This window comes from Streptomyces arenae, from assembly GCF_022343545.1.
In the GTDB taxonomy this organism is placed as follows: Bacteria; Actinomycetota; Actinomycetes; order Streptomycetales; family Streptomycetaceae; genus Streptomyces; species Streptomyces humi.
In genome coordinates this window covers 203,628-227,134 of the sequence record NZ_JAKQYH010000059.1, presented here as the reverse complement: position 1 = coordinate 227,134, position 23,507 = coordinate 203,628, and the positions used below count along the sequence as shown (strand labels likewise).

General features: G+C 65.5%; 24 protein-coding genes. 16 read left to right on the top strand and 8 right to left on the bottom strand.

What is annotated here, in order from left to right:
* Positions 1-593: 593 nt before the first annotated feature.
* From MB828_RS27170 to MB828_RS27160, 3 genes are all read right to left on the bottom strand, one after another.
* Positions 594-1,595: a proline racemase family protein gene (locus tag MB828_RS27170; protein WP_301650521.1), complete on the bottom strand. Its 1,002-nt coding sequence runs from the start codon at positions 1,593-1,595 to the stop codon at positions 594-596.
* Positions 1,596-1,602: 7 nt separating this feature from the next.
* Positions 1,603-2,496 (bottom strand): dihydrodipicolinate synthase family protein, encoded by an 894-nt coding sequence (locus MB828_RS27165; protein WP_301650520.1) that lies wholly within the window; start codon positions 2,494-2,496, stop codon positions 1,603-1,605.
* A 79-nt stretch (positions 2,497-2,575) separates the two neighbouring features.
* Positions 2,576-3,715, bottom strand: a complete 1,140-nt coding sequence (locus MB828_RS27160; RefSeq protein ID WP_301650519.1) for an NAD(P)/FAD-dependent oxidoreductase — start codon at positions 3,713-3,715, stop codon at positions 2,576-2,578.
* A 291-nt stretch (positions 3,716-4,006) separates the two neighbouring features.
* Between MB828_RS27160 and MB828_RS27155 the strand changes: the two genes are divergently transcribed.
* From MB828_RS27155 to MB828_RS27145, 3 genes are read left to right on the top strand one after another with little or no spacing between them, the layout of a single operon-like run.
* On the top strand, positions 4,007-4,849 hold the full coding sequence (locus tag MB828_RS27155; RefSeq protein WP_301650518.1) for a transporter substrate-binding domain-containing protein: 843 nt from the start codon (positions 4,007-4,009) through the stop codon (positions 4,847-4,849).
* A gap of 32 nt (positions 4,850-4,881) precedes the next feature.
* Positions 4,882-5,886 (top strand): amino acid ABC transporter permease, encoded by a 1,005-nt coding sequence (locus MB828_RS27150; RefSeq protein ID WP_301650517.1) that lies wholly within the window; start codon positions 4,882-4,884, stop codon positions 5,884-5,886.
* 5 nt (positions 5,887-5,891) lie between these two features.
* Positions 5,892-6,668 carry an amino acid ABC transporter ATP-binding protein gene (locus tag MB828_RS27145; protein ID WP_301650516.1) on the top strand — a complete coding sequence of 259 codons (777 nt, stop codon included), beginning with the start codon at positions 5,892-5,894 and terminating at the stop codon, positions 6,666-6,668.
* A 171-nt stretch (positions 6,669-6,839) separates the two neighbouring features.
* On the opposite strand, the gene MB828_RS27140 is transcribed toward MB828_RS27145, so the two are convergent.
* Entirely contained in the window at positions 6,840-6,986 is a 147-nt protein-coding gene (locus MB828_RS27140; protein ID WP_301650515.1) for a hypothetical protein, read from the bottom strand.
* Between the two features lie 298 nt (positions 6,987-7,284).
* Here MB828_RS27140 and MB828_RS27135 point away from each other — a divergent pair, with 298 nt between their 5' ends.
* Together MB828_RS27135 and MB828_RS27130 are read left to right on the top strand one after the other, a co-directional pair.
* Positions 7,285-7,608 carry a (2Fe-2S)-binding protein gene (locus MB828_RS27135; RefSeq protein ID WP_301650514.1) on the top strand — a complete coding sequence of 108 codons (324 nt, stop codon included), beginning with the start codon at positions 7,285-7,287 and terminating at the stop codon, positions 7,606-7,608.
* On the top strand, positions 7,605-9,092 hold the full coding sequence (locus MB828_RS27130; protein ID WP_301650513.1) for an NAD(P)/FAD-dependent oxidoreductase: 1,488 nt from the start codon (positions 7,605-7,607) through the stop codon (positions 9,090-9,092). Before MB828_RS27135 ends, MB828_RS27130 begins: the two co-directional genes overlap by 4 nt.
* A 331-nt stretch (positions 9,093-9,423) precedes the next feature.
* Here the strand turns inward: MB828_RS27130 and MB828_RS27125 are convergent, their stop codons facing one another.
* Genes MB828_RS27125 through MB828_RS27115 form a run of 3 tightly spaced genes read right to left on the bottom strand, consistent with a single transcriptional unit; the run spans position 9,424 to position 11,726 of the window.
* Positions 9,424-9,849 (bottom strand): hypothetical protein, encoded by a 426-nt coding sequence (locus tag MB828_RS27125; RefSeq protein ID WP_301650512.1) that lies wholly within the window; start codon positions 9,847-9,849, stop codon positions 9,424-9,426.
* 19 nt (positions 9,850-9,868) lie between these two features.
* Positions 9,869-10,900, bottom strand: coding sequence for a cyclase family protein (locus MB828_RS27120; protein ID WP_301650511.1), 1,032 nt, complete (start codon positions 10,898-10,900; stop codon positions 9,869-9,871).
* 46 nt (positions 10,901-10,946) lie between these two features.
* On the bottom strand, positions 10,947-11,726 hold the full coding sequence (locus MB828_RS27115; protein ID WP_301650510.1) for an IclR family transcriptional regulator domain-containing protein: 780 nt from the start codon (positions 11,724-11,726) through the stop codon (positions 10,947-10,949).
* Positions 11,727-11,828: 102 nt separating this feature from the next.
* Here MB828_RS27115 and MB828_RS27110 point away from each other — a divergent pair, with 102 nt between their 5' ends.
* The 8 genes from MB828_RS27110 (at position 11,829) to MB828_RS27075 (ending at position 18,917) form a co-directional block, all read left to right on the top strand.
* Positions 11,829-12,638 carry a dioxygenase gene (locus MB828_RS27110; protein WP_301650509.1) on the top strand — a complete coding sequence of 270 codons (810 nt, stop codon included), beginning with the start codon at positions 11,829-11,831 and terminating at the stop codon, positions 12,636-12,638.
* Complete coding sequence (locus MB828_RS27105; RefSeq protein ID WP_343236205.1) at positions 12,631-13,779, top strand: muconate/chloromuconate family cycloisomerase; 1,149 nt, start codon at positions 12,631-12,633, stop codon at positions 13,777-13,779. The genes MB828_RS27110 and MB828_RS27105 overlap by 8 nt, the downstream gene beginning before the upstream one ends.
* Complete coding sequence (locus MB828_RS27100) at positions 13,766-14,833, top strand: iron-containing alcohol dehydrogenase (protein WP_301650508.1); 1,068 nt, start codon at positions 13,766-13,768, stop codon at positions 14,831-14,833. Before MB828_RS27105 ends, MB828_RS27100 begins: the two co-directional genes overlap by 14 nt.
* On the top strand, positions 14,827-15,426 hold the full coding sequence (locus tag MB828_RS27095; RefSeq protein ID WP_343236204.1) for a flavin reductase family protein: 600 nt from the start codon (positions 14,827-14,829) through the stop codon (positions 15,424-15,426). Before MB828_RS27100 ends, MB828_RS27095 begins: the two co-directional genes overlap by 7 nt.
* 41 nt (positions 15,427-15,467) lie before the next feature.
* Positions 15,468-16,754: an LLM class flavin-dependent oxidoreductase gene (locus MB828_RS27090; protein ID WP_301650506.1), complete on the top strand. Its 1,287-nt coding sequence runs from the start codon at positions 15,468-15,470 to the stop codon at positions 16,752-16,754.
* Between the two features lie 23 nt (positions 16,755-16,777).
* The gene (locus MB828_RS27085) at positions 16,778-17,548 is read left to right on the top strand and encodes an alpha/beta fold hydrolase (RefSeq protein ID WP_301650505.1); all 771 of its coding nucleotides are present in this window, start codon (positions 16,778-16,780) and stop codon (positions 17,546-17,548) included.
* Positions 17,549-17,793: 245 nt separating this feature from the next.
* A complete protein-coding gene (locus MB828_RS27080) occupies positions 17,794-18,039 on the top strand; it encodes a hypothetical protein (protein ID WP_301650504.1) in 246 nt (81 codons plus the stop codon).
* The gene (locus MB828_RS27075; protein WP_343236203.1) at positions 18,036-18,917 is read left to right on the top strand and encodes a bifunctional riboflavin kinase/FAD synthetase; all 882 of its coding nucleotides are present in this window, start codon (positions 18,036-18,038) and stop codon (positions 18,915-18,917) included. Before MB828_RS27080 ends, MB828_RS27075 begins: the two co-directional genes overlap by 4 nt.
* Before the next feature lie 400 nt (positions 18,918-19,317).
* Here the strand turns inward: MB828_RS27075 and MB828_RS27070 are convergent, their stop codons facing one another.
* Positions 19,318-20,199 carry a LysR family transcriptional regulator gene (locus tag MB828_RS27070; RefSeq protein WP_301650503.1) on the bottom strand — a complete coding sequence of 294 codons (882 nt, stop codon included), beginning with the start codon at positions 20,197-20,199 and terminating at the stop codon, positions 19,318-19,320.
* A gap of 70 nt (positions 20,200-20,269) precedes the next feature.
* Between MB828_RS27070 and MB828_RS27065 the strand changes: the two genes are divergently transcribed.
* From MB828_RS27065 to MB828_RS27055, 3 genes are read left to right on the top strand one after another with little or no spacing between them, the layout of a single operon-like run.
* Positions 20,270-21,466, top strand: coding sequence for a thiolase family protein (locus tag MB828_RS27065; RefSeq protein WP_301650502.1), 1,197 nt, complete (start codon positions 20,270-20,272; stop codon positions 21,464-21,466).
* A complete protein-coding gene (locus MB828_RS27060; RefSeq protein WP_301650501.1) occupies positions 21,463-22,158 on the top strand; it encodes a 3-oxoacid CoA-transferase subunit A in 696 nt (231 codons plus the stop codon). Before MB828_RS27065 ends, MB828_RS27060 begins: the two co-directional genes overlap by 4 nt.
* Positions 22,155-22,841 (top strand): 3-oxoacid CoA-transferase subunit B, encoded by a 687-nt coding sequence (locus MB828_RS27055; RefSeq protein ID WP_301650500.1) that lies wholly within the window; start codon positions 22,155-22,157, stop codon positions 22,839-22,841. The genes MB828_RS27060 and MB828_RS27055 overlap by 4 nt, the downstream gene beginning before the upstream one ends.
* Positions 22,842-23,507 lie beyond the last annotated feature (666 nt).

Sequence of the window (23,507 nt, the reverse complement as noted above, 5' to 3'; positions counted from 1 at the left end):
GCGCGCGCCCGAACGGCCAACTCTTCGGGGGTGAGTTCCCCGTCCGAGTGGGCGGAGTGGACATGGCAGTCCCCGCGGTACCAGGCCGCCCCGCGTCCAACCGCCTGCGCCGACGGAAAGCTCAAACTCGACAAGCTTCTCCCCCCAAAGTCCTGTCGAGCCAACGCGCGGGCAGGGCACCCGGTTCCATCGCCCACTGAGCACCATCTCAGTCGAGACGTCAGACCAAGATCTCATTCTGAAACGATCAGTTCATCGCGCAGAGGTACAGCTTGCCTTGGCCGGTGCGGTGTTCGGTCATGTCGGCGAGCCACAGCCGGTTCGTGCCATGACCTCCATCGGGTACCAGTGCCCCTTGTACAACGGCGGCACGGACGCCCCCTCCACAGCACGATCAGCCTGAAGGTGGTTCCATGCGCTCAGTCAATGTGACATCACCCGTTCCACGCACGTCGCGGCGTACGAATCCCCATCCCTGTCGGGATTCGCAACGACTGACAGGAGTCAGGCAGGGTCGGTTGCATGGCTCTTCCACTGCAACCGACCCTGACCGTTGTTCAGACATGCTCGGACCGAGCGGACACACTGCTCTGTTACAGACTGAAGCCAGCCGGGAACGGGTCCGTGGGATCTACGAAGTACTGGGCCGTCCCTGTGATCCATGCCCGGCCGGTGATCGTGGGCACCACACCGTTCCGGTCGCCGACCTTCGTCTCTTTGATGAGGCGGCCCGTGAAGCGAGTACCGATGAAGGACTCGTTCACGAATTCGCTGTCAAGTGCCAGACTCCCGCGCGCGTGCAGTTGCGCCATACGGGCGCTGGTGCCCGTGCCGCAGGGCGAGCGATCGAAGTATCCAGGGCTGATAACCATCGCGTGTCGCGAGTGGACCGCATCTGAACCGGGAGCGGCGATGTACACGTGGTCGCAGATGTTGATCTCAGGATTCTCCGGGTGAGCGACGGGATTCTGCGCATTGATCGCTGTCATCAAGGCCATTCCCGCGTCGAGCAGTGCGGCCTTGTTCGAGCGTGAGAACTCAAGGCCCAGCTCATCGGAGTCGACGATCGCGTAGAAGTTCCCGCCGTAAGCGATGTCGTAGGTGACGATACCGAAGCCGGGTACGTCGACCGTTTGATCGGCGCCGTGAAGGTAGGAGGCGACATTTTCGAGGGTGACTGATCGGGCCTCGCCGTTTCGCACCTCCACCCGTGCGGTGACCAACCCAGCGGGCGTGTCGAGCCGGACCACCGTTTCAGGTTCGGTGACCTCCACCATGCCTGTTTCCACCAGGACAGTAGCGACGCCCATCGTGCCGTGGCCGCACATGGGTGCACAGCCGGTCACCTCGATGTAGAGGACGCCGTATTCGGCGTCTGGTCGCGTTGGCGGCTGGAGGATGGCCCCAGACATCGATGCGTGCCCACGGGGCTCGCACATGAGCAGGGTGCGAACGTGGTCCTGGTCGGCTACGAAACGCTGCCTGCGCTCGAACATGGTCGAGCCAGGCAGCGTTCCGACACCGCCAGTGACCACGCGGGTGGGCATTCCCTCGGTGTGGGAGTCCACCGCGTGATACACGTGGGTGCTGCGCATGTGATGCCTACTTCATCCCAGCGGCGATGCACGCCTTCATGGCTGCACGAAGGGTCGCCTCGTCGGATGCAGAGAGCGGCAGCAGCGGCGGTCGGCTCGGGCCCTCGTCAGGACCGACCATGCCTGCGCTGAGCTTGATTGCCTGGATGAAGTTCGTGTTGGAGTCCCATCGCAGGACCGGGTGCAGCTGGCGGTAGAGGGGCAGTGCGGTTTCAAGGTCGCCGGCGAGCGCGGCCTGGTACAGGGTGGTGCAGCTCTCCGGGAAGACCTGGGGGTAGCCGGAGATCCAGCCCTTGGCCCCAGCGAGGGCAACCTCCAGAAGGAGGTCGTCGGCGCCGATCAGAATGTCGAGCTCAGGGGCGAGCTCGCTGATCTCCCAGCAGCGGCGCACATCGTTCGAGTTCTCCTTGATCGCTACGATGAGTCCCTCCTCGTGGAGCTTGGCCAGGAGAGCCGGCTTCATGTCGATCTTCGTCGTGATCGGGTTGTTGTATGCAACCACCGGGATGCCGACGCTTGCTACAGCTTCGTAGTGAGCGAGGATCGCTCGCTCGTCAGCCGGGAAACCGTTCGGCGGCAGGGACATGACCGCACCTGCGCCGGCGTCCTTTGCCTGCTGGGTGTGGCGCTTCGCCTCTGCCGATCCGTAGGCGCCGACGCCCGGAACCACGGAGAATCCTTCCGGGGCGGCCTCCACGGCCGCCTCGACGAGAGCATCCCGCTCGGCGAAGGTGAGAGTGTGGTATTCGCCCAGCGAACCGTTGGGCGTTACGCCGTCGCAACCCTTCTCGGCCAGCCAGGCCACCTTCTTGCGGTACGCGTCGAGGTTCACCTCGCAGTCGCTGTTCATAGGGACGCTGGTGGCAACGACGACGCCGTGCCACGGCTGCTTCTCGGTCATGCCTTTCTCCTTCTTTTCTGCATGCGGTAGTACATGCGGTCTGGGTGGTTGGCTGACAGGTGGCTAGTGGATGGTGCGCTCAATGGCCGAATCGAGCGGGGGAAAAGGGCGCGATGTCGATGCTTAGTGCATGGCCCTTGATAAGACGACTGATGACATGCCCGGTGGCTGCCGAGAGCCCGATGCCGGCTCCCTCATGCCCGCAGGCGTGGTAAAGCCCAGTGACCCTGGCGTCAGGCCCGATGATCGGCAGATGGTCCGGGCTAAAGGGTCGAAACCCCCAGTACATCCGCATCATCTTCACCGGCCGCAGGCCAGGAAAGAGCCGCACCGCGTTCGCCGCGAGTGCGCTGATGATGTGTGGTTGCACTGTTTCGTCGAAGCCAACCAGTTCGCGGCTGGCGCCGATCAACACGGTTCCGCTCTCGGTTCCTTCAACGACGCAGGACGTCTCGAGCGCCGCGCTGGAAGACGCAACGTTGTCGACATAGTCTGCTGAATACACCTTGCGTCCCACAACGCGCGGGAGGGGCTCGGTTACCAGCACGTAGCCCCGCCGAGGGGATACGGGCACGGTGCTTCCCAGCAGCGCGCCGACCGCACCGGCCCACGTCCCGGCCGCGTTGACAACGACGTCCGCCGGTATGGTCTCCGTCGGTGTCTGGACGGCTGTGACAGCCCCCGAAGAGTCATGGCTCGCGCCGACGACGGGCTGGCCGCCCACGAAGCGGGCGCCTCGGCGGCGCGCGGCCGCGAGGAGGGCCGCGGCCGCCTTCGCTGGCTGTACTTGCATGTCGTTGGGGTACGAAACGGCTCCGGGGAGGTCGGGCGCCAGGTTGGGCTCCAACGCAGATGGGCGCGAGACGACCTCTGACCTGACGCCGGCTTCCCTCTGCCTCGCCGCGAATTCTTGCAATTGGTCGAATGCGCCAGGGGACGTGGCGACGACGAGGCTACCCTTCGGCTCCAGCTCCAGTGCCTCAGCACCGAGGTCGCCCGCGGTGTCAAGCCACAGCTGCCGGCTGAGCTGCATCAGCTCCAGCTCCGGACCTGCACACTTGTCAGACAGCTCGATGTTTCCCTCGCCACGACTCGTCGTTCCGCTGCCGACCTGACCGCGATCGATCACGGTCACATCGACGCCGGCGCCGGCGCGAGCCAAGTGGTAGGCGCATGAAGCGCCGATGATGCCGGCTCCGATGACTACAACCTTCGTCATCTGGATCTCCCAAAAGCGTCTCTGAAATCTGCCTTCAAGGCTAGACCTGGAGAATGTGACATACTACTGTCCTCCTAGTCAACCCAGGTCAGCGGAGTCAGACACCCTCTGTTTGCACGACTCTGGCAACCGGGTCCGGGCCCGTCCACAGACACTCCTGAGCCCCGCTGCTGCGCCCGTGGGGTCCCGCGGGCGCAGGCGGAGCGGAGCCGGAAGAACAGGGCAGGGCAGCCCGCAACCAGTCAGCAAGGAACATCCTCAACGACACCGACACATGTGAAAGGCAGCCTCATGTTCACTCGACGTACCACCACATCGCTCGCGCTTCTTGTCGCTCCTCTCCTCGCCGTGAGCGCGTGCAGCCTCGGCAAGGGCGGCTCGACGAATAAGTCGGGCTTCACCAGCGTTACGCCCGGGACTCTCACGATTGCTACGGAGGTCGGAAACCCGGGCTGGGTGGACGGGAAGGACGCGTCGCACGTCACCGGTGGCGTCGAGGCGGAGATGGCCCGGGCGTTCGGGAGCGCACTCGGCCTTAAGGTGAAGTTCGTCAACGTCAGCTTCACGCCCTTGGTGTCCGGCGCCGTGAGCAACTACGACATCGGGCTGATGAGCATCTTCCGGACCCCCAAGCGCCAGAAGGTGAACCAGTACTCCGATTGCTACTACCAGCAGCCGACTGGTGTGCTGAGCACACTCAGCACACCGCTTACGACCCTCGCGGCAGCGAAGAGCGCAAGATGGGGCGTCGAGATCGGTTCGTACGGTGACGAGGTGATTAGTGCCCTGAAGCCCACGCAAGCAGTCCTGAAGTTCAACGACGAGCCGTCGGAATACCAGGCACTGCTGTCCGGCCGAATCAACGCCGTGGCCGATGACTTTACGTCGATGATCCGCCGCGCAGACGAGGCGCCGCTCCAGGCGCTACACGGCCGCGTCGACGCGACGATCCAGATGGGCAACGCCGGCACGTCCTGCGTGGCCGCTCAGTTCCCGAAGAACGCCCCCAGCAAGAACGTCACCCTCCTCAACGCTGAAATTGCCAAGCTCGAGGCATCCGGAAAGTTGGCCAAGTGGATCAACGATAGCTTCCCGGGCGCAACCAAGTCATACCCCGCCATCAAGGTTCAGTGACACCACCACGAGCGCACGCAAGGAGAAGTCACATGAGTCACGTTGAAGCGGTCGCGCCAACAGACGGAGGCCTGCCGCCAGCGGTACCGAGACCGCCGCGCGAGAAATTTCGCAGCACTGTCGTTCTCGCGATCTTCGGAACGATTCTGTTCCTCCCCACAGGGATATTGGCCGCAATAGAGTTGAGGCGAGCGGCCAGGGCTCGCGCCGAGGGCGATGTACGTCGGCTGCGTACGCATCTCTTCCGTGGACGGGTATGGGCCCTCACATCCCTGGGCTTCGCTGCCGCCCTGGTGATCGTGGGATTCGGTGTGTTGATCGTCACGGCCAACAACCACGCCGTGTGGACCGTCTTCTTCGACCCGAAGGTTATCGCTGACAACTTCGGCCCACTCCTGGCGGGCTTCTGGGTCAACGTGAAGCTCTTCCTGGTCGCGGAGGTAGCCATCCTGGTGTGGTCTGTTGTCGTAGCGGTGGTGCGTGACCTGCCGGGACGGCCGGCAGCACCGCTGCGATTCCTGGCCATCGTCTATATCGACGTGTTTCGGGGCCTGCCGACCATGCTGATCCTGCTAGTCATCGGCCTAGGGCTACCAAGGACCGGCCTGCCTGTCGTCTCCGGGCTCAGCAACTTCGAATCTGCCCTGCTTGCACTGACACTGAACTACGGCGCCTACATGGCTGAAACCGTTCGCGCAGGCATGCACAGCGTCCACCCCGGACAGGAGTCGGCCGCCCGCTCGCTGGGACTTTCCCATCTGCAGACCCTGCGGCGGGTGATCCTGCCGCAGGCCATCCGGAACATGATCCCACCGCTTCTGAATGGGTTCATCATGCTGCAAAAGGACACCGCGCTGGTATCTGTGATCGGGGTCGTCGACGCCTTGAGTCAAGCACAGACCTCAGCCAACTACACCGCCAGCCTCGCCCCGTACGCCGGCGTCGCGATGTTCTACCTCGTCATCACGATCCCGAGCGGTCGGCTTTCCGACTACCTCATCGCCCGTAACCGCGCTAAGACCCTAGGAAAGGTGTGATCGGCATGTCTAACGCTATGGCAATGAGCGCGCCATCGGTGCCGGCGATCGAGCTGCGAGACATCACCAAGCAGTACGGCGACGTAAAGATCCTTGACCGGGTCTCCCTCGATGTTCCCGAGCACAGCATTACGTGCCTGATCGGCGCATCGGGCTGTGGAAAGTCAACCTTGCTGCGATGTGTGACCGGCCTGGAAACCATTGACAGCGGTGACATCGTGCTGGCAGGCGACTTCATCAGTGGAGAAGGCGTCGATCTGAACCACGTGCGAACCCAGGTTGGCTTCGTATTCCAGAGCTACAACCTGTTCCCCAACATGACGATTCTTGAGAATGTAATGTTGGCGCCAATGGAGGTACTCAAGTGGTCAAAAGCCGATGCGTACGAACGAGCGCGTGAGCTGCTCGCCCGGGTCGGGCTCAGCGGACGCGAAGACAGCTACCCACATCGACTGTCGGGCGGGCAGCAGCAGCGCGTTGCGATCGTGCGCGCTCTGGCGATGGACCCGAAGGTCCTGTTGCTCGACGAGATCACATCCGCACTTGACCCAGAATTGGTGGGCGAGGTGCTGACGTTGGTGCGAGAACTGGCGGACGCGGGAATGACAATGATCCTCGCGACCCACGAAATGGCGTTCGCCAAGGAAGTGGCAGACCAAGTCTGCTTCCTCAGCGAATCGACGATCTACGAGAGTGGCACCGCTGCTGAAGTGCTCGGCCAACCCCAGCGAGAGCGGACCCAGGCATTCCTGAAGCGCATCGTCGACGCAGGGCGCATGTAGATGCCGTTGCTCGGCCGGGGCCGCACAGCGCGAGATCGCAGATTGCCGACCGGCGCGCCGTATGTCTCGACCGAGAGGGATACGGCGTGGCTGCGGCTACGGCCTGGACGGCCAGGTCACGGAGCCGGGCGGCCGCCAAGGCGGATCGGTGAAGAGATGCGAATCCGTATGCTAGTGGTCCGTCCGGGTCTCGATCCGGTGGAAGGTGGTACGGCCACGTCGGACCTTCGCGATGATGCCCTGGGCGGTCGCCTTCCACACGAATGGTTTCGGGTCGGTGTTCCAGTGCTGCGCCCACACCGTGATGTCCTTCTTCATGTCCTCCACGCTGGTGAACACGCCTCGCCGAAGTCGTTCGTCAGCCAACTCCATGCACCACCGTCCCACGGCATTCAGCCACGAGCTGGAAGTCGGGGGTGAAATGTAGGTGCCAGCGACACCGGTCTTTGTCAGCCAGTCGCTTCGTGACCTCGGATGCCAGGTGAACGGAGAATTTGTCCAGCACCGCATGCACGCCCAGCCCACGCGGGACTCGTGCTCAGCGTCGCACTTCGTGTGAAATCGCGTGAGTACACGGCCCACTGATAGCCCATCGATCTGCAAAGGATTGGTCTGAATGTCGACTGAATCCCGTTCAGAGAAGTCGATTTCCATGAGTTTCGAAGGCCTTGAGATCCCTGCGGTACCAGGCCAGAGTGTCGCCGCGGCGCTCCTGGAGTCGGGGATTCGGTCGTGGAGAAAGACGAGACATCATCAGCAGCCGCGAGGGCTATTCTGCGGCATTGGGGTCTGTTACGACTGCCTGATCACCATTGACGGTGCGCTGAATCAGAGGGCGTGTCTGGCGCCCGCGGCGGATGGCATGGTCTTGTCCCGCGATGATCGATGGATCAACGTCGACGAGAAGCGGATTTCAATCTTGGATGAGGGCGTAGAATGATGGACCTACCGGAGCTGACTGAGACTCATCACGACATAGCGGTGGTGGGTGCGGGTCCTGCCGGCCTGACAGCGGCTGTGACGGCAGCCGAGCTGGGGCAGCGTGTTGTTCTGATCGATGCAGGTAACCAGCCGGGCGGCCAGTACTGGCGCCATCCCGACGAAAGGTTTCCTGTAGGTGATGAGTCGGCGGGTCACCATGACTGGCGGTTGTTTGAGAGCTTGCGGAAGCGCCTCGGTCAACAGGTCCAGGAGGGATTGGTCTCCTACCTTTCGTCGCAGCAGGTTTGGCACGTGGAGAACACGCCGGGCACGGCGGAGCCCGAAGCCTTCCGCTTCCATCTCACCGGCACGACCGCAGCCGCGTCCGCTGGAATCCCCTCGGTAGTCGCCACACGGGTCGTGCTGGCACCGGGCGGCTACGACCGGCAGTTGCCTGTACCGGGCTGGGACCTGCCGGGCGTCATGGCCGCGGGGGGTGTGCAAGCCCTCCTCAAGGGACACCGGACGGTTGCGGGAAAGCGGGTGGTCGTCGCGGGGACAGGTCCCTTCCTGCTCCCAGTTGCGAAGCAGCTTGCCGAGCACGGCGCACACGTAGTTGCGATTTGCGAGGCGAACGATCTGAGGGGTTGGCTTCGGCGCATTCCTGCAGCAATGTCCGCTCCGGCAAAGGCGATCGAGGCGGGGCAGTACGGAACTGCGCTGGCACGGCACCGGATCCCGTACCGTCTGCGGACCGCGGTCACCCGCGTTCATGCGAACGAGACCGGCGACCAGGTCGATGGCGTCACGCTCTCGCGACTGAACCGCGAAGGTCACATCGAGCGCAGGCTGGAACGCATCCAAGTCGACCTTGTTGCCATGGGCTGGGGTTTTACCCCGTCAATGGAACTCGTCGATTGCGTTGGTGCAGACACGCGGCAGGACGTCGATGGGTCGCTTGTTACCGTGGTGGACGACTACCAGCGCAGTTCTGTTGCTGGCGTGCTCGTCGCCGGGGAGGCCACCGGTGTCGGAGGCGCAGCTCTCGCCGTCGCCGAAGGGGAACTCGCCGCGATCACTGCATCTGCCGATAGCGGGGCCAAGATCGACGAGCGTCGGCGACGCTCGCTGCGTCGCCGGATCCGTCGCCTACGTGCGTTTGCCGAGGCGATGCACCTCGCCCACCCCTTGCCGCAAGGATGGCAGAAATGGGTGGATGAGGAGACCCTCATCTGCCGCTGCGAAGAAGTGTCATACTCAGCCCTCAGGCACGCCGTAGACCATCTAGGAGCCGAGGATCTGCGCACCGCGAAGCTCTTGGCTCGTCCGGGTATGGGTTGGTGCCAGGGGCACGTGTGCGGATTCGCGACAGCATGCTTGGTCGCCAAAGATGGGCACCCAACCGCACAAGACCTGCGGGCTTTCGCCCGGCAGACTCCGAGCGTCCCAGTCCCGCTTGGCCAGCTAGCGGACCTGCACCAGCCGTCCCCAGGTGAGGACTAGCAGCACTTTGTCGAAGATCTTTCGGTTTTAGGGTGATCTTGGTTGGAGGGAAAGGCCGGTATGGTCAAGGAAGCCGAAGCACAGCTCGTGGTTGCAGCCTGTCCCCCGTCAAGTCGTTGACGTGATTTCACTGTCGGGAAAGTTGGGGATGAAGGGGTAGGCGGCGCCCAGGTGAACGTCGCGGTGCCGGCCCCAGGCCAGGGCCTCGCGGGGTCGGACAACGTTGCACTCGGTCCGGTAGTCCTTGGACCAGGTCAAGGGCGTCGGGAATCTCTTCCAGGAACAGCTTCTCGTACTTGAGCGACCCGAATCCCTGCTCGCGGGAGTCGTTCTAGCCCGGTATGCGGACCCGCATGCGCACGTGCCGCAGCTCCGAATGCTTGGCGATGAACGCCTCCAACCGGAACGAGCTGAACGAACCGCCCTTGTCGGTCACGATCGTATCCAACGGCTGGACCGTGCCGTCCGGGTCGCGCGGCGCGAGATCGACTAGCCGTGCCCCGGCCAACAACTCGGCTTCCTTCAGGGTGATTTCGATTGCCACGATGACGTCGTGCCGGTTCGTGGCCGGGGAGACGTGCCAGCCCAGCTCGTACTTCGACCAGCAGTCACGGCAGCCCGCGAGCCGCCAGGTACCGCCGGCCGTGGTCTCGAACTCGGAGAAGTCCAGTTGCCAGACCGGTTCGGGCCGGTCGGTTCGATAGCTGGACCGGTTGACGTCCAGGACCCGGCACAGCCGCTTCACCTCGTAGATCAAGGAGTCTCCTCCGCGATGCTCAACGCATGGCGATGGCGTTCGCGGGGGAACCTACGCCCCCCACCACGCTCAGCGGGGATACGGTCAGCAGGAACGACCATCGTTGGTCGGCGGCGCAGGCGGCCGCGAGCGCGTCGAGGTCCCATAGCTCGCCGATGGGCATGCCAAGGAGGCCGATGAGAGCGCGGTGCATGATGCCGGAGTGCGGGTCACGTACGCCCTGCACGTGCTCGGCCTGGGTGAAAAAGGGGCTGTCGGGTGCGGCGGGCCAGCACTCCAGAGCGAAGTTGTCAGCAGCCACGAGGCTCACACGGTGGTCCCACAGCCAAGCAAGGACCTCGTGGGATTGCACAAGTCCCGGGTGAAACTGCTCGACCTGCAGGCTTGCCCTCATGTCCGGGCTTGCCTCACGCAGGTACCAGTGCAGCCATCCGAAACGGATGAGAACGATGTCACCGGGTCGAATCTCGGTGCCTTGAGCCGCGCGGGTTTCCTCCAAGTCATCAGCCGAGACGGCATGGCTCGTGTCCTGGCTGATTGCAGTGCCGCATGTGCGCAGGTGGCGTTCCAGATCCAGGAGGACCGCGCGGCCTGCGATTGGCAACGCGGCAAGGTGGTGGATACTCAGTGCTTCGTCGCCAGGGACGAATCGGCTCGGATCGGAGCCGTTGTAGAAACCGTGCTCGGGGTGGCCTATGTGCCGCAGTCCGTCGAGTTGAGAGCCGTACTGGGTGTAGAAGCGGTCGAGCCATTCGTCGCGGTGGAAGGGCGTGCGCTGGAAGATGTGGTGCTCGATCGGCCTGCGGGTGGGGGCCAGTGAGGGCCAGACGGCTGTGGAGGGCAGATCGAGGGAGAAGGCCGCGCCTTCTTGAACCTCGGCAGCGGCGGCGCGAAGGTCGTTCATGCCCAGGAGGTTGAGGGTGCCGAGCTGGTCGTCGGGGCCGAAGAGCCCCCAACTGGAGCCGGGTGGGGCGTCAGTTCGGGCCCGCAGCGCCGCATAGTCCGGCAGGGCCGCAAGATTCAGACTGGCACGGGCGAGAGAAGCATTCATGGGTGTTCCGTTCGTCGCTGCTGGTTGCGCGGACGGGCCGGCGATGTCAGCTGGTATGTGGTCCCGCGCCGAGGGCCTCGCTGATCGCGCGGGCAGCGGCCTGCAGAGGCGGGAGGAACTCACCGGTCAGTTGCTCCATGGAGCATTCGAGGGTGCTGCAGGACAGGGCAAGGGCGGCGACCGCTCGGCCTCCGCTGTCGAAGACGGGCGCGGAGGCCGAGCGTCTGCCGACCTCAAGTTCCTGGTCTACGGCGTCCCAGCCACGCGCACGCACTACGGTGAGCCTGTCGCGCAGGCGCTTGGGGTCAGTGAGTGTCCATTCCGTGAGCGCTGGCAGCGGCCCGTCCGCCAGTATCGTCTCAATTTCCGATGACGGTGCGTATGCAAGGAGTACATGGCCCAGCGAGGTCGCATGCGCGGGCAGCCGGGTTCCGACGGCCAGGCTGACGCTGGTCACTCGCCCTCGCTGAGTCCGGTCGAGATAGACGATGTCCGCACCATCGAGCGCGGCGAGTGACGTGCCCACGCCGAGCTGGCTGGTGAGCTCCTCCATTAGCGGGCGAGCGGTGTCAGTGAGGCGCACGGAGGACAGATACGCGTAGCCGAGTTCGAGCACCTTTGGGGTCAGCGCAAAGCGACCGCCAGTCGAGCGGGCATACCCGAGCCGCTCCAGGGTGAGCAGGATTCGGCGGACGATGGGTTTTGAGAGCCCTGTGAGCGCACCCAGTTCAGCAAGGCCCATCAGCGGCTCGCTGCCAGTGAAAGCGGCTATGACGGACAGGCCGCGTTCCAGTGTTTGCAGATGATCGCGCCGCTCATCGGTCACAGCATCCTCCTTGACAGTCCCCGCGCCAGGGGAACACCCTGGCATCAGTTCGCAATGCGTTTCAAGTGTACGCAATGCGACCGCTCTAGGGAAGGGGTTTCAATGCCGAACGATCGAGTCCGCGCCGTCGTGGAGGATCTCGAACGGACTCTCGTCGAGTTGATCCGCAAGCATCGTGTAAGTCACGACGAGTACCGGGCGGCCACCGATCTGATCATCGCCGAGGTGAAGGCAGGCGAAGAGAGCCTGCTCTTCGACGTCTTCTTCGAAGCGGCAGCCACCGATGTGGGCAACGAAGGCCGAGAGGGCAGTATCGAAGCGATCGAGGGCCCGTTCTACCTGCCCGGTGCGCCTTGGCTCGACGGACCGCCCCGCGTGCTGCCCCAGCGCATCGGGGAGCCGGGCATCCCGATGGTGTTTCACGGACAGGTCACCACGGAAAAGGGCATGCCGCTCGGCGGCGCTGAGCTGGATCTCTGGCACGCCGACGCGTCCGGCCAGTACTCACAGATCCACCCGGGCATTCCCGAGTGGAACCTGCGCGGCCGGTTCTGCAGCGACGACGAGGGCCGATTCGAGGTCAGGACGATCGCACCTCCGCCGTACGAGATCCCGAAGGACGGTCCCACCGGAACTGTCCTCAACGCCCTCGGCCGGCACTTCTTCCGCCCCGCCCACCTCCACGTCAAGGTGCGGCATGAGTACTTCGGCGAGCGGACCTCGCAGCTGTACTTCACGGGCGGCGAGTACCTCGACAGCGACGTCGCCAACGCAGTCCGGGACGAACTGGTAATCACCGCGGAGCTCGTCGAGGACTCCCAGGCGGCCCTCCGCTACGGACTGGACCAGCCCTTCATCGACGCACGCTACGACTTCGCCTTCGCCCCGTCCTCGGAGGCCCCCGGTGACTGACCCAAAGCCAGAGCGTTCAAGTGCGGCGCTGCGTGTCAGAGCCCTCGAGACCCGGCTGCTCGACATCCCACTCGTGCGACCTCACAGGTTTTCGGTCACCACGATGCACACGCAGGGTGTGTTGCTGATCCGCCTGGTGACCGAGGACGGGACCGTGGGCTGGGGGGAGGGCGTTGTCCCGGGAGGACCCTGGTGGGGCGGCGAGTCGGTGGAGGGCATGGCAGCCCTGGTCGAGCGGCATCTTGCGCCGCTTGTCATCGGACAGGACGTGCTGCGCCCCGAGGCACTGGCCCGACGGCTGGAATCCATGGCTGCGGGTGCGCCGTTCGCACGGGCGGGCGTCGAGATGGCGGTGTGGGACGCAGCCGGCCGGGCACTGGGAGTGCCGGTCCATCAACTGCTGGGCGGGATACTTCGCAACCGGCTGCCGGTCACCTGGGCGCTAGGCAGTGAGGCCCCCGATGTGGCCGTCGAGGAAGCCCGTCGTCTGCTGGCGGAAGGGCGCCACAGGTCCTTCAAGCTGAAGATGGGGGCCCTTGCAGTCGAGGAAGACGTGGCGCGGGTGAGCGCGATCGCCGACGCCCTGGATGGTGCGGCACCCCTGTCGGTCGACCTCAATGGGGCGTGGGACGAGTACACCGCCCGACGGTGGCTGCCTGCGCTCGCCGAAGCCGGCATCCGCATGGCCGAACAGCCCATTCCGGCGGCCCACGTATCCGGCCTGGCCAGGTTGCGTGAACAAGTTCCCATCGCCCTCATGGCCGACGAGTCTCTGCGTACCCCTGCGGACGCGCTGCGCCTGGCAGCGGCACATGCAGTCGACGTGGTGGCGATCAAGATCGGGAAGAGTGGTGGCCTGTCTGCCGTCCGGCGCATCGCTGATGTCGCCGAAGCGGCCGGGCTCGGCTGCTATGGCGGTACCGCCATCGAGACTTCGCTGGGCACCGCGGCCTCCGCGCACCTGTTCTGCGCAACGGCTGCTGTCAGTAGCGGCACCGAGCTCTTCGGCCCGCTTCTCCTGGAGGACGACATCGTCACGGCGCCGGTGACCTACCAGAAGGGCGAACTGCTGCTCCCCTCTGGTCCCGGGTTCGGCATGACCATCGACGAGGAGAAGGTGGCGAAGTATGAACGCCGCTGAGAATCCGGTCGGCCGCTACACACTTACGCTGAGCGGTCCACGTGTGGTGTTCGGCGCCGGGGTCGCGGAGAAGGGTCTCGTCGAAGAGCTGGACCGACTGCAAGCCCGTCGGGTGCTGCTCGTGGCCAGCCCACGTGAACGCAAGGCCCGTGACAGCATGCTCGAACGGATCGCCGACCGCGTCGTCGGACACGTCGCGGAAGTCTGGCGGCACGTGCCGCGCGCCAACGCCCAGTCAGCCACTGCTCTCGCCCAAGAGCTCGATGCGGACTGCCTGCTGAGCATCGGCGGCGGCTCAGCAGTCGGCACGGCGAAGGCTGTCGCACTCGAGACGGGCCTGCCGATCCTCGCTCTACCGACCACCTATGCCGGATCGGAGCTGACCCCGATTTACGGGATCACCGACCGCGGCATCAAGCGGACAGGCCGATCAGACCGGGTATTGCCCCGTACCGTGCTGCTGGACCCGGTACTCTCCAGCGACCTCCCTCAGGACATCACCCGGTTCAGCGCGGTCAACGCTCTGGCCCACTGCGCCAGTGCTGTGTTCGCGTCCGGACACGGCCCGGTGACGGACCTTCTCGCGGCGGGCGGGGTTCGCCTGTTGGCCTCCGGACTCCGCAGGATCAACACCGATCCGGCCGACTCTGGCGCCCGCGCGGACCTCGCCCAGGGCGCGCATCTGGCGGGGACGGTTCTCGCGCACGCCGGCACGAGCGCGCACCACACTGTGTGCCACATCCTCGGCGGCGCGTTTGATCTGCCGCACGCGGAAACCCACGCGGCGATCCTTCCGCCGGCCCTTGCCTTCCTGCAGGAAGGGGCTCCGGAGCGCGCTGCCGTGCTTGGCCAGGCGCTTGGTGCAACGGACGCTGCGGCCGCCATGAAGGCACTCCTCGCTGAGGTCGGCGCGACCGTGCGGTTGCGCGACATAGGACTCCCCGAGGTCCGGCTGGTGCAGGCCGAACAACTGCTCTCCGGTGACGGGACAGCATCGGGGGTGCCGGGGATGGACCGGGCGCATGCCGCCCGCTTGCTGGAGGAGGCATGGTGACAATGACCGATGCAGCGGCTCGACCGCCTCTTGACACACGAGCCCTCCGCGGCTCTCTGGGCCAGTACGCCACGGGCGTTGCAGTCGTGACCTACCAGAGCGACGACGGGCCGCGTGGTGCGACCATCAACTCCTTCACCTCGGTGTCGATGGACCCGCCGCTGATATTGGTGTCGTTCGCCCGCTCCACCACCACAGCGCAGCTGCTCGGCGACCGCCCATTCACCGTCAACGTGCTCGCTGCCAACCAGCTTGACGTCGCCCTTCAGTTCGCAGGCCGGCAGCAGACAGGCCTTCAAGTGCCCTGGTCGCCGACCGCGCAGGTACCCCGCCTGCTGGGCACGGTCGCCTGGCTTCAGTGCAAACCTTGGGCCACCTACGACGGCGGGGACCACGTGCTGTTCGTCGGCGAGATCGTCCACCACGACTGCCGCCGCGGCGAGCCGCTGCTGTTCCACCGAGGCACGTTCCGAATGATCGGTGTCGGCGTCTACGACCTGCCCCGGATTGTCCAACTTGACGGACGGCCCATCGCGCCCTGGGTCGGCCACGCCCATCTCCTTCACGAGATCAGCGAGTACCTCGAGCCGTAACACCCGCACCCGCACCCATCCCTCACGTGAGGACCTGCCAGATGAAGGTCACGTATTTCCAGCAGATCCCCTACCGGGACCTTCCCGACGACTTCGAGAAGCGCTATGCGGAGTCGGTGGTCACCACCCCGTATTTCGAGCTGACCGAACCGGGGAAGGTCGCAAGCGCCTTCCAAAGCGCGCTGGACGAGATCATGCATGCGGCGCGGGCCGGTTTCGACGCGATCGCCGTCACCGAGCACGGCCAGAGCTCGTACGACATGGCCCCGAACCCGAACATCGTCGAGGCGGCGACCGCCTACGCCACCCAGGCGGAGGGCATCGCCACCGGCATCTATCCACTCGGCCGTTCCCTGGGCAAGAGCCGTGAGCCGCTGCGCGCCGCTGAGGAACTCGCAATGCTCGACGCGATCAGCGGTGGGCGGCTTATCGCGGGCTTCCCCGTCGGCCTGGCCTACGATGCGAACATCAACAACGGCGTACCGCCCGCCGAGACTCGGCTGCGATTCGAAGAGAACCTCGAGCTGGTCCTCAAAGCCTGGACCGCGCGCGAGACCTTCCCCTGGAACGGTCGCTTCCACCAGCACCCTGCAGTGAACCTCTGGCCACGACCGCTTCAGAACGTCCCGCACCCGCCGGTCTTCATCACAGGCATCGGGAACCCCCGCACTATGGAGTTCTGCCTGAACCGCGGCTTCGGCTTCAACTACTTCGGCTGGTTCGGAGCGAAGGTGACCGGTCGGCGAATCTTCGACCGGTTCTGGGAAGCCGCAGACCGGCTCGGTAAGGACAACAATCCCTACCAGATGGGCTTCATGCAGACCGTCTGTGTCGCCGACACCGACGCGAAGGCTGAGAAGCTGTTCGCCCGGCACGCCGAGTACTTCTTCCAGAAGGGGATCGGCTCGATCCCGATGGAGCGCATGGCGCTTCCCGGCGGCATCGACATCAAGGGCCTGGAGTTCATCTTCCGCGACCCCGGCGACTTCGGCATCTACTCCCGCATGCGCCAGGCCAGCTTCAAAGATCTCGTCGAGGCCGGGTCGGTCATCTGCGGCAGCCCGGCTACGGTCCGCGACCAGATCTCCGAGTTCGCTCGTGAGTTCCGTATCGGCAACCTGCACACCATGCTCCAGTTCGGGTCGATGCCCCATGAACTGGCCAAGGACAACATCAGCCTGTTCGCCGAGCAGGTCCTTCCCCACCTCAAGCAGATCTGGACCGACGAGGGCTGGCAGCACCACTGGTGGCCCCAGTCCCTCGGCGGCGTCCCCCGTCCCGCCGGCAGCGACGCCGGCGCCGAGTCCGAGGCGGTGTCCGCGCGATGACCACTCCCCTGACGGATTGCACAGTGTCCACCTGGAACGACCGCGTCACCATGCGCGTCCGAACTGGTGGAAGCGGCACACCGCTCGTCTACCTGCACCCGGCCGGCGGCTTGGCCTGGGACCCCTTCCTGGATCGGCTCGCCGAGCACCACACCATCTACGCACCCGAATTCCCCGGCACGACGCCCGGTGATCCGTACGCGATACACCAGATCGACGATCTGTGGGACGCCGTCCTCATCTACGAGCAGACCTTGCGCGAGCTGGGTCTGTCGGGAGTTCCGGTGATCGGCCAGTCGTTCGGCGGCATGCTCACAGCCGAACTCGCTGCGGCCTACCCGAGCCTGTTTTCACGCGTGGTTCTCCTTGACCCGATCGGGCTGTGGCGCGACGACGCGCCGGTGGCGAACTGGATCGCCGCGCCGCCGGAGCAGCTCCCGGCTCTGCTCTTCGCCGACCCAACCAGCGATGTGGCCCAGGCCGCGCTTGCCTTGCCCGAGGACCCTGATGCGCGGGCCAGCGCCCAGGCCTCCCTGGTGTGGAACTTCGGCGCAACGGGCAAGATGTGCTGGCCGATCCCCGATCGTGGCCTGCACAAGCGGCTGCACCGCATCACCGCCGACACGCTCATTGTATGGGGTGAACAGGACGCGCTGATCTCCTCGGTGTACGCCGAGGACTTCCGCGCCAGGATCGCCAACAGCCGCACCGAGATCATCCCCAAGTCCGGTCACATCCCTCAGGTTGAGCAAACCGAGGCGACCTACGCGGCCGTCTCCGCCTTCCTCCACTGACCTTGTGGTGACGGGGCCGCGGCACAGGGTGCTCCGTGGCTCGTCGTGGCGAAACCCCGTGCCGGCAGAGTCGACGGACCTTGACGACGGTGTGCACCACTGATCGACCGTTCCAGACGACTGCCCCAGTACAACCTCCTTCCCCTGCGAGGTTGACGCCCGAATATACGACCGGCCAGGCCGGCACAGCTAGGTGCCCGGTGCCGGCCTGGCCGGTTCCCCAACTCTGACACGTAAGGGATCCGATGACCGATCTGCACTGCGATCTCGTGGACGCCGTCCTGCTCAAGGTGCCGCTCAGGCGAGCGCATCGATTCACCTGTATCGAGTTGCCGGGAAGACTCGTCATCCCGGTCCGAGCGCGGCAGGGTGTCATCGGTCTCGAGGAGCGCATCGCTCAAGCGGACACTCGGCAAGGCCGCAAGCTGGCCGACAGTTTTGGCATTCATCGGCCGATCCAGCGGCCGTCCAATCTGGTGGTCCGGTTGTGATCCCCTCTGTGCAAAACCCCGAGCCGGTGCTGTGGCGTGGGCTGGACGAGGTACCGGGAGACTGGCCCCGCTGTGCTGTCACAATCGGCGTTTTCGACGGCGTCCACCGCGGGCATGCCCGATTGATCCAGCAGACCAGAGAGGCCGCGCTGAGAGATCATCTGCCGACCGTGCTGGTGACATTCGATCCGCACCCCGCCCGCGTCCTGGGACTTCCTCGCGACACGGCCGCGTTGACCACGGTGGACCGGCGAGCCGAGCTGGCTCACCAACTCGGTGTGGACGCCGTGTGTGTCCTGCCGTTCACGCGGGAGCTGGCGCAAGTAAGCGCCGAGGAATTCGTCGAACGCGTTCTTGTGAAGGCGCTCCACACGGCCAAAGTTGTCGTCGGTGCCAATTTCCGCTTCGGGCGCGGCGGTGCTGGAGACATCACAACACTGCGCCGACTCGCCCAACAGCACGGCTTTCTCGCCGAGAGCGTCGAGCTGCTCCACAGCGCGAACCTACCGTGCTCCTCCAGCTACGTCCGCCACTGCCTGGCCGAGGGCGACGTGACCGCGGCCGCGCAGGCTCTTGGGCGGGCGCACCGCATAGACGGACTCCTCACCTTCAACCGTGAGGTCCTGACCACCGAGGGAACCGCCTTGCCAGCCCCAGGGATTTACCACGGGCGGCTAGGCAGGGAACCGAACGCCACCGACTCGGAAGCCACCGAGCTGGAAGTCACCGCCAACAGCCGGCTCACGGCAGCTAGCACCGTTCGTCCCAGGTACCCGGGCGAGCCCGTCAGCGTCTGGTTCCTTGACCGCATCACCCGCGAGTCTGGAATGCCGCAGCCTGTCGGAGCAACAGCCCATGCATCACGCTCCACGCGCTGATTTCATCCGACAGGCCGAAGGATCCGTATGAGACGCGTACTCGCGCACGGCTCTGCGCAGCGACGCCTTGGAGGTCCTGGTGCACAGGTACCAAGGGGGTGCCCCGACCAGGTTCGTCCGTCTGCGGCGAATCGGATCCTGGCCGGCTGAACGGTCGGCTTGGAGCCGAGGCTGATGAGGCCACGAGCCCGCAGCTGTCGCTTCGCGGTCTGGGAGCAGATCGCCAGCGTCGCCAGCCGACCCGCCACGCCCCGACACACCGTCAGACGCCTGCACCTCCAACAGCATGACAGCGCCCGGCAATGACATATACGTGCGCCAGGCGGTAGAAGCGGCGTCAGGTTACGTGGAGAAGGCCCACAGGGGTGTCAGTAGGGATCGGATAGTGCGACGGCTGCGCTCAAAACAGCCCGCGGATGACCTCGACCGCGCGAGCCAGGTGCGGTTCACCACGGCCGGCGCGATAGGCGACGGCGAGTTCGATCACTGCCGCCGGGCGCACCAAAGGGCGGTAGACAACGCCGTCGAGTGCGAGCACGGTCACCGGCTCGGGCACGACTGCGACGCCGAGGCCGCCGGCAACGAGAGTGATGAGCGTGGAGGTCTCCCCGACCTCGTGTCGGACGTGCGGCTCGACGCCAGCCCCGCGCAGGACACCGGACACGACATCGTGCATCACCGAATGCCGGTCCGCCCAATGCACGATCAGGTCGACGTCGGCCAGGTCGGCGGCGTGTACCTGGGTCTTACCAGCGAGCGGATGATCGGCCGGCAGCGCCACCACGAGGCGGTCCCGGCGCAGAGTATGGACTGCGAGGGACAGGTCGGCCGCGGGCGGGCGCAGCAGGGCCACGTCGATTGCGCCGGTGCGCAGGGCGTCGGCCTGGTCTGGTGCGAGCATTTCGCCGCGGAAGGAAAAGTCGATGCCTGGTAGTTCGGTGGCGAGGTGACGCGACAGGGTCGGCAGGAGGCTGTATGTGGCCGAGCCGACGCAGCCGAGGGTGAGGTGGCCAACCGCGCCTGCGGCGACTCGACGAGTGTGGTGGGCGGCGTCGTCGACATCGGCGAGGATCTTCTGAACTCGTTCGAGATAGGCGCGACCAGCTTCGGTGAGGTCGACGCGACGCGTGGTGCGGTGGAAGAGGGTGACGCCGAGTTCGCCCTCAAGCAGCCGGATCGAGTGCGAGAGCGGGGGTTGTGCGATGTGGAGCCGCTCGGCCGCGCGCCCGAAGTGGCGTTCTTCGGCGACAGCGACGAAGTAGCGGAGCTGGCGCAGATCCATAGTTCCAATGTATCAATCGGTTCTCATTTTAGTATTTTACAGTATCGACGTTCGCATCTAGCGTCGAGCTATGAGAAGTGCGTTCCTGTATTCCGCCGCTCGGACACCGTTCGGCAAGTTCAACGGCGCGCTGGCTGATGTCCGGCCCGATGACCTGGCTGCTGCTGCCATCACTGGTGTTCTTGGGCAGACGCCGTCGCTTGATCCGGCAGAGGTCGACGAGGTCGTGTGGGGCAATGCCAACGGTGCCGGCGAGGAGAATCGCAATGTGGGCCGGATGGCGGCGTTGCTGGCCGGGTTGCCGACCAGTGTGCCCGGCACAACGGTCAACCGGCTGTGCGGTTCGAGTCTGGACGCGGTGATGGCCGGTTCCCGCACGATCGAGACCGGCGATGGCGACATCGTTCTGGCAGGCGGGGTTGAGTCGATGACCCGGGCGCCCTGGGTGTTGCCCAAGCCGTCACGGCCCTTCCCGGCGGGGGATGCCACCGCGGTGTCGACGACGCTGGGCTGGCGGCTGGTCAACCCGGCGATGCCGAAGGCATGGACCGTCTCGCTAGGTGAGTGCAACGAGCAGTTGCAGGAGCGCTTCGGGATCTCCCGCGAGCGCCAGGACGAGTTCGCTATCCGTTCTCACCGCCTCGCCCGCCAGGCGTGGGAGGACGGCTTCTATGACTCGCTCGTCACTCCGATTGGCGCCCTGGCCCGCGACGAGGGCATCCGCGCCGACTCGAACATCGAGAAACTCGCCGGTCTCAAGCCTTCGTTCCGGCCGAACGGCACCATCACCGCGGGCAATGCATCCCCGCTTTCCGATGGCGCGTCCGCAGTGGTCCTCGGCAGCGAGGCGGCGGCAACGGCCATAGGCCATGGCCCGGTCGCCCAAATCCTTGGCAGGGGCGCGATGGCACTGGACCCGCAAAACTTCGGATACGCCCCGGTCGCGGCCGCGAACCGGGCACTGGCCCGTGCGGGGATCACTTGGGACCAGGTCGGTGCGGTCGAGCTCAACGAGGCGTTCGCGGTCCAGTCGCTGGTCTGCATCGACGTCTGGCTGAAGGAGGGCCTGCACGATCCCGAAATCGTCAACCAGCGCGGCGGGGCCATTGCGATCGGGCACCCGCTGGGCGCTTCCGGCGGCCGGATCCTCGGAACTCTGGCCGCCGTGTTGAAGGAACGCCGCGAGCGCTACGGCGTGGCCGCGATCTGCATCGGCGTCGGCCAGGGACTGGCCGTGGTCCTGGAGAACCTCGAGGTGGCCACGTGAGCCGCGCGACTGTGCTGGAAACGACCGACGACGCCGTCGCGGGCATAGAGGACGGCTCCACGATCCTGGTCGGAGGCTTCGGCCTGGCCGGAATGCCGTTCGACCTCATTGATGCCCTCATCCGGCAGGGCGCGAAAGACCTCACGATCGTCTCCAACAACGCCGGCAACGGCGACGTCGGACTCGCCGCGCTGCTCACGGCAGGCCGGGTCCGCAAGGTGCTCTGTTCCTTCCCTCGGCAGGTCGACTCCTACATCTTCGACGCGCTCTACCGCGAGGGAAAGATCGAGCTTGAGGTCGTGCCCCAGGGCAACCTCGCCGAACGGATGCGGGCTGCCGGCGCCGGGATCGGCGCGTTCTACTGCCCTACCGCGGTCGGCACCCCCTTCGCCGAAGGCAAAGAAGTGCGCACCATCGGCGGCCGCGACTACCTGCTCGAGTATCCGATCAAGGGCGACTACGCCCTCATCTCTGCCCACCGAGCCGACCCGATGGGCAACCTCGTCTACCGCAAGACCGCCCGCAACTTCGGCCCCGTGATGGCGACCGCTGCCGCCACCACCATCGTCCAGGTCGACGAGGTCGTCCCACTCGGCACACTCGACCCGGAAGCGGTCGTCACGCCCTCCGTCTACGTCGACCGCATCGTCCCAGTCAAGGCCCGTCACTACACCGTCCAGGGGGCACGATGACCGCCGACACCACCACCTCGACCAGCCCGGCGGCCGAGGCTCCCATGGCCGCTGGCCACCCCCTAAGCATGGACGCACTCGCCGCGGTGATCGCCAGGGATATCCCCGCCGGCGCGTTCGTCAATCTTGGCATCGGCCAGCCCACCAAGATCGCCGATCACCTGCCCGCAGAGCTCGGCGTGATCCTCCACACCGAGAACGGAATGCTCGGCATGGGGCCGAAGGCCCAGGGCATCGAGATCGACCCCGACCTCACCAACGCCGGGAAGGTCCCGGTCACTGAACTCCCCGGTGCCGCGTACTTCCACCACGCCGACTCCTTCGCCATGATGCGCGGCGGCCACCTGGACGTGTGCGTGCTCGGCGCCTATCAGGTCTCCGACTGCGGTGACCTGGCCAACTGGCACACCGGAAAGCCCGAAGACATCCCCGCCGTCGGCGGGGCGATGGACCTCGCCATCGGCGCCAAGAACGTCTACGTGATGATGACGCTCTTCACCAAGTCCGGTGCACCGAAGCTGGTCCCGCGGTGCACCTATCCGCTCACCGGAATCGGATGTGTCAGCCGGGTCTACACCGAGGTCGCCATTTTCGACCTGCGGCCCAGCGGCATCCACGTTCTGGAGACCTACGGCATCACCCTCGACGAGTTGCGCTCACGCCTCGACGTCGAGCTGCACTGATCGAAAATTCTTGGTCCCTGGACCGTTTGCCCATTTCCGGGTGCCTGTCGGTGGCTTCCAGCGTCCACTGACCCGCGGGCTCGGAAGGCGCCAAGAACAGGCGACCGTTGGGCCAGACAGCGACCAACCCGATCTTCATCCGGTCAGGATCCGCACGCAGGGGCTTCGGCTTACTCCCCCCCCTCACGCCCTCTCACCGTACCCGTCACCAGGTGTCCGGTTAGCACCGCCATCGCTTGCCCACCGCGCCGACGGCTGTCATCTCGTTGACCAGCCCCGGCCCGACGGGCCGAATCTCAGTCGCCGGGTGTCCCGAGTGGGGCGCCAGGCGTACGGGCGGGCGCCCGAGCTCGCGGTGCAGCCAGTCGGGTTGCGCCAGGCCTGGATCAGCTGGCGCAGAGGGCAGGCGGGTGTCTTGCTGGGGACGAAGAGAACGGCCCCGGCAGGACAGGACCGCCGGCTGTCGGCCCGATTGCCAGCCAGGTGGACGGGCCCCGTGCCGCAGCAGTTGCGAAGGCGGTTGCGGTCACCGTCAAGCTGCCGGTGCAGGCCCCAACGCCTACGAGTCATTGGGACACCCGCTGTCCCGCCCTCGACTGATCCTCGCCCGGGTACTGTACCCCGATGTTCTCACGGACGGCGTCCAGCGTCGCCATCACTGACAGG

What these genes read in the sequence shown, in the direction of transcription:
- MB828_RS27165 (WP_301650520.1), bottom strand. Translation starts at nt 2,496, where the DNA reads ATGACCGAGAAGCAGCCGTGGCACGGCGTCGTCGTTGCCACCAGCGTC.
- MB828_RS27080 (WP_301650504.1), top strand. Translation starts at nt 17,794, where the DNA reads ATGACCGATCTGCACTGCGATCTCGTGGACGCCGTCCTGCTCAAGGTG.
- MB828_RS27065 (WP_301650502.1), top strand. Translation starts at nt 20,270, where the DNA reads ATGAGAAGTGCGTTCCTGTATTCCGCCGCTCGGACACCGTTCGGCAAG.
- MB828_RS27170 (WP_301650521.1), bottom strand. Translation starts at nt 1,595, where the DNA reads ATGCGCAGCACCCACGTGTATCACGCGGTGGACTCCCACACCGAGGGA.
- MB828_RS27090 (WP_301650506.1), top strand. Translation starts at nt 15,468, where the DNA reads ATGAAGGTCACGTATTTCCAGCAGATCCCCTACCGGGACCTTCCCGAC.
- MB828_RS27070 (WP_301650503.1), bottom strand. Translation starts at nt 20,199, where the DNA reads ATGGATCTGCGCCAGCTCCGCTACTTCGTCGCTGTCGCCGAAGAACGC.
- MB828_RS27135 (WP_301650514.1), top strand. Translation starts at nt 7,285, where the DNA reads ATGTCGACTGAATCCCGTTCAGAGAAGTCGATTTCCATGAGTTTCGAA.
- MB828_RS27160 (WP_301650519.1), bottom strand. Translation starts at nt 3,715, where the DNA reads ATGACGAAGGTTGTAGTCATCGGAGCCGGCATCATCGGCGCTTCATGC.
- MB828_RS27150 (WP_301650517.1), top strand. Translation starts at nt 4,882, where the DNA reads ATGAGTCACGTTGAAGCGGTCGCGCCAACAGACGGAGGCCTGCCGCCA.
- MB828_RS27155 (WP_301650518.1), top strand. Translation starts at nt 4,007, where the DNA reads ATGTTCACTCGACGTACCACCACATCGCTCGCGCTTCTTGTCGCTCCT.
- MB828_RS27110 (WP_301650509.1), top strand. Translation starts at nt 11,829, where the DNA reads ATGCCGAACGATCGAGTCCGCGCCGTCGTGGAGGATCTCGAACGGACT.
- MB828_RS27130 (WP_301650513.1), top strand. Translation starts at nt 7,605, where the DNA reads ATGATGGACCTACCGGAGCTGACTGAGACTCATCACGACATAGCGGTG.
- MB828_RS27095 (WP_343236204.1), top strand. Translation starts at nt 14,827, where the DNA reads ATGGTGACAATGACCGATGCAGCGGCTCGACCGCCTCTTGACACACGA.
- MB828_RS27120 (WP_301650511.1), bottom strand. Translation starts at nt 10,900, where the DNA reads ATGAATGCTTCTCTCGCCCGTGCCAGTCTGAATCTTGCGGCCCTGCCG.
- MB828_RS27145 (WP_301650516.1), top strand. Translation starts at nt 5,892, where the DNA reads ATGTCTAACGCTATGGCAATGAGCGCGCCATCGGTGCCGGCGATCGAG.
- MB828_RS27140 (WP_301650515.1), bottom strand. Translation starts at nt 6,986, where the DNA reads ATGAAGAAGGACATCACGGTGTGGGCGCAGCACTGGAACACCGACCCG.
- MB828_RS27100 (WP_301650508.1), top strand. Translation starts at nt 13,766, where the DNA reads ATGAACGCCGCTGAGAATCCGGTCGGCCGCTACACACTTACGCTGAGC.
- MB828_RS27055 (WP_301650500.1), top strand. Translation starts at nt 22,155, where the DNA reads ATGACCGCCGACACCACCACCTCGACCAGCCCGGCGGCCGAGGCTCCC.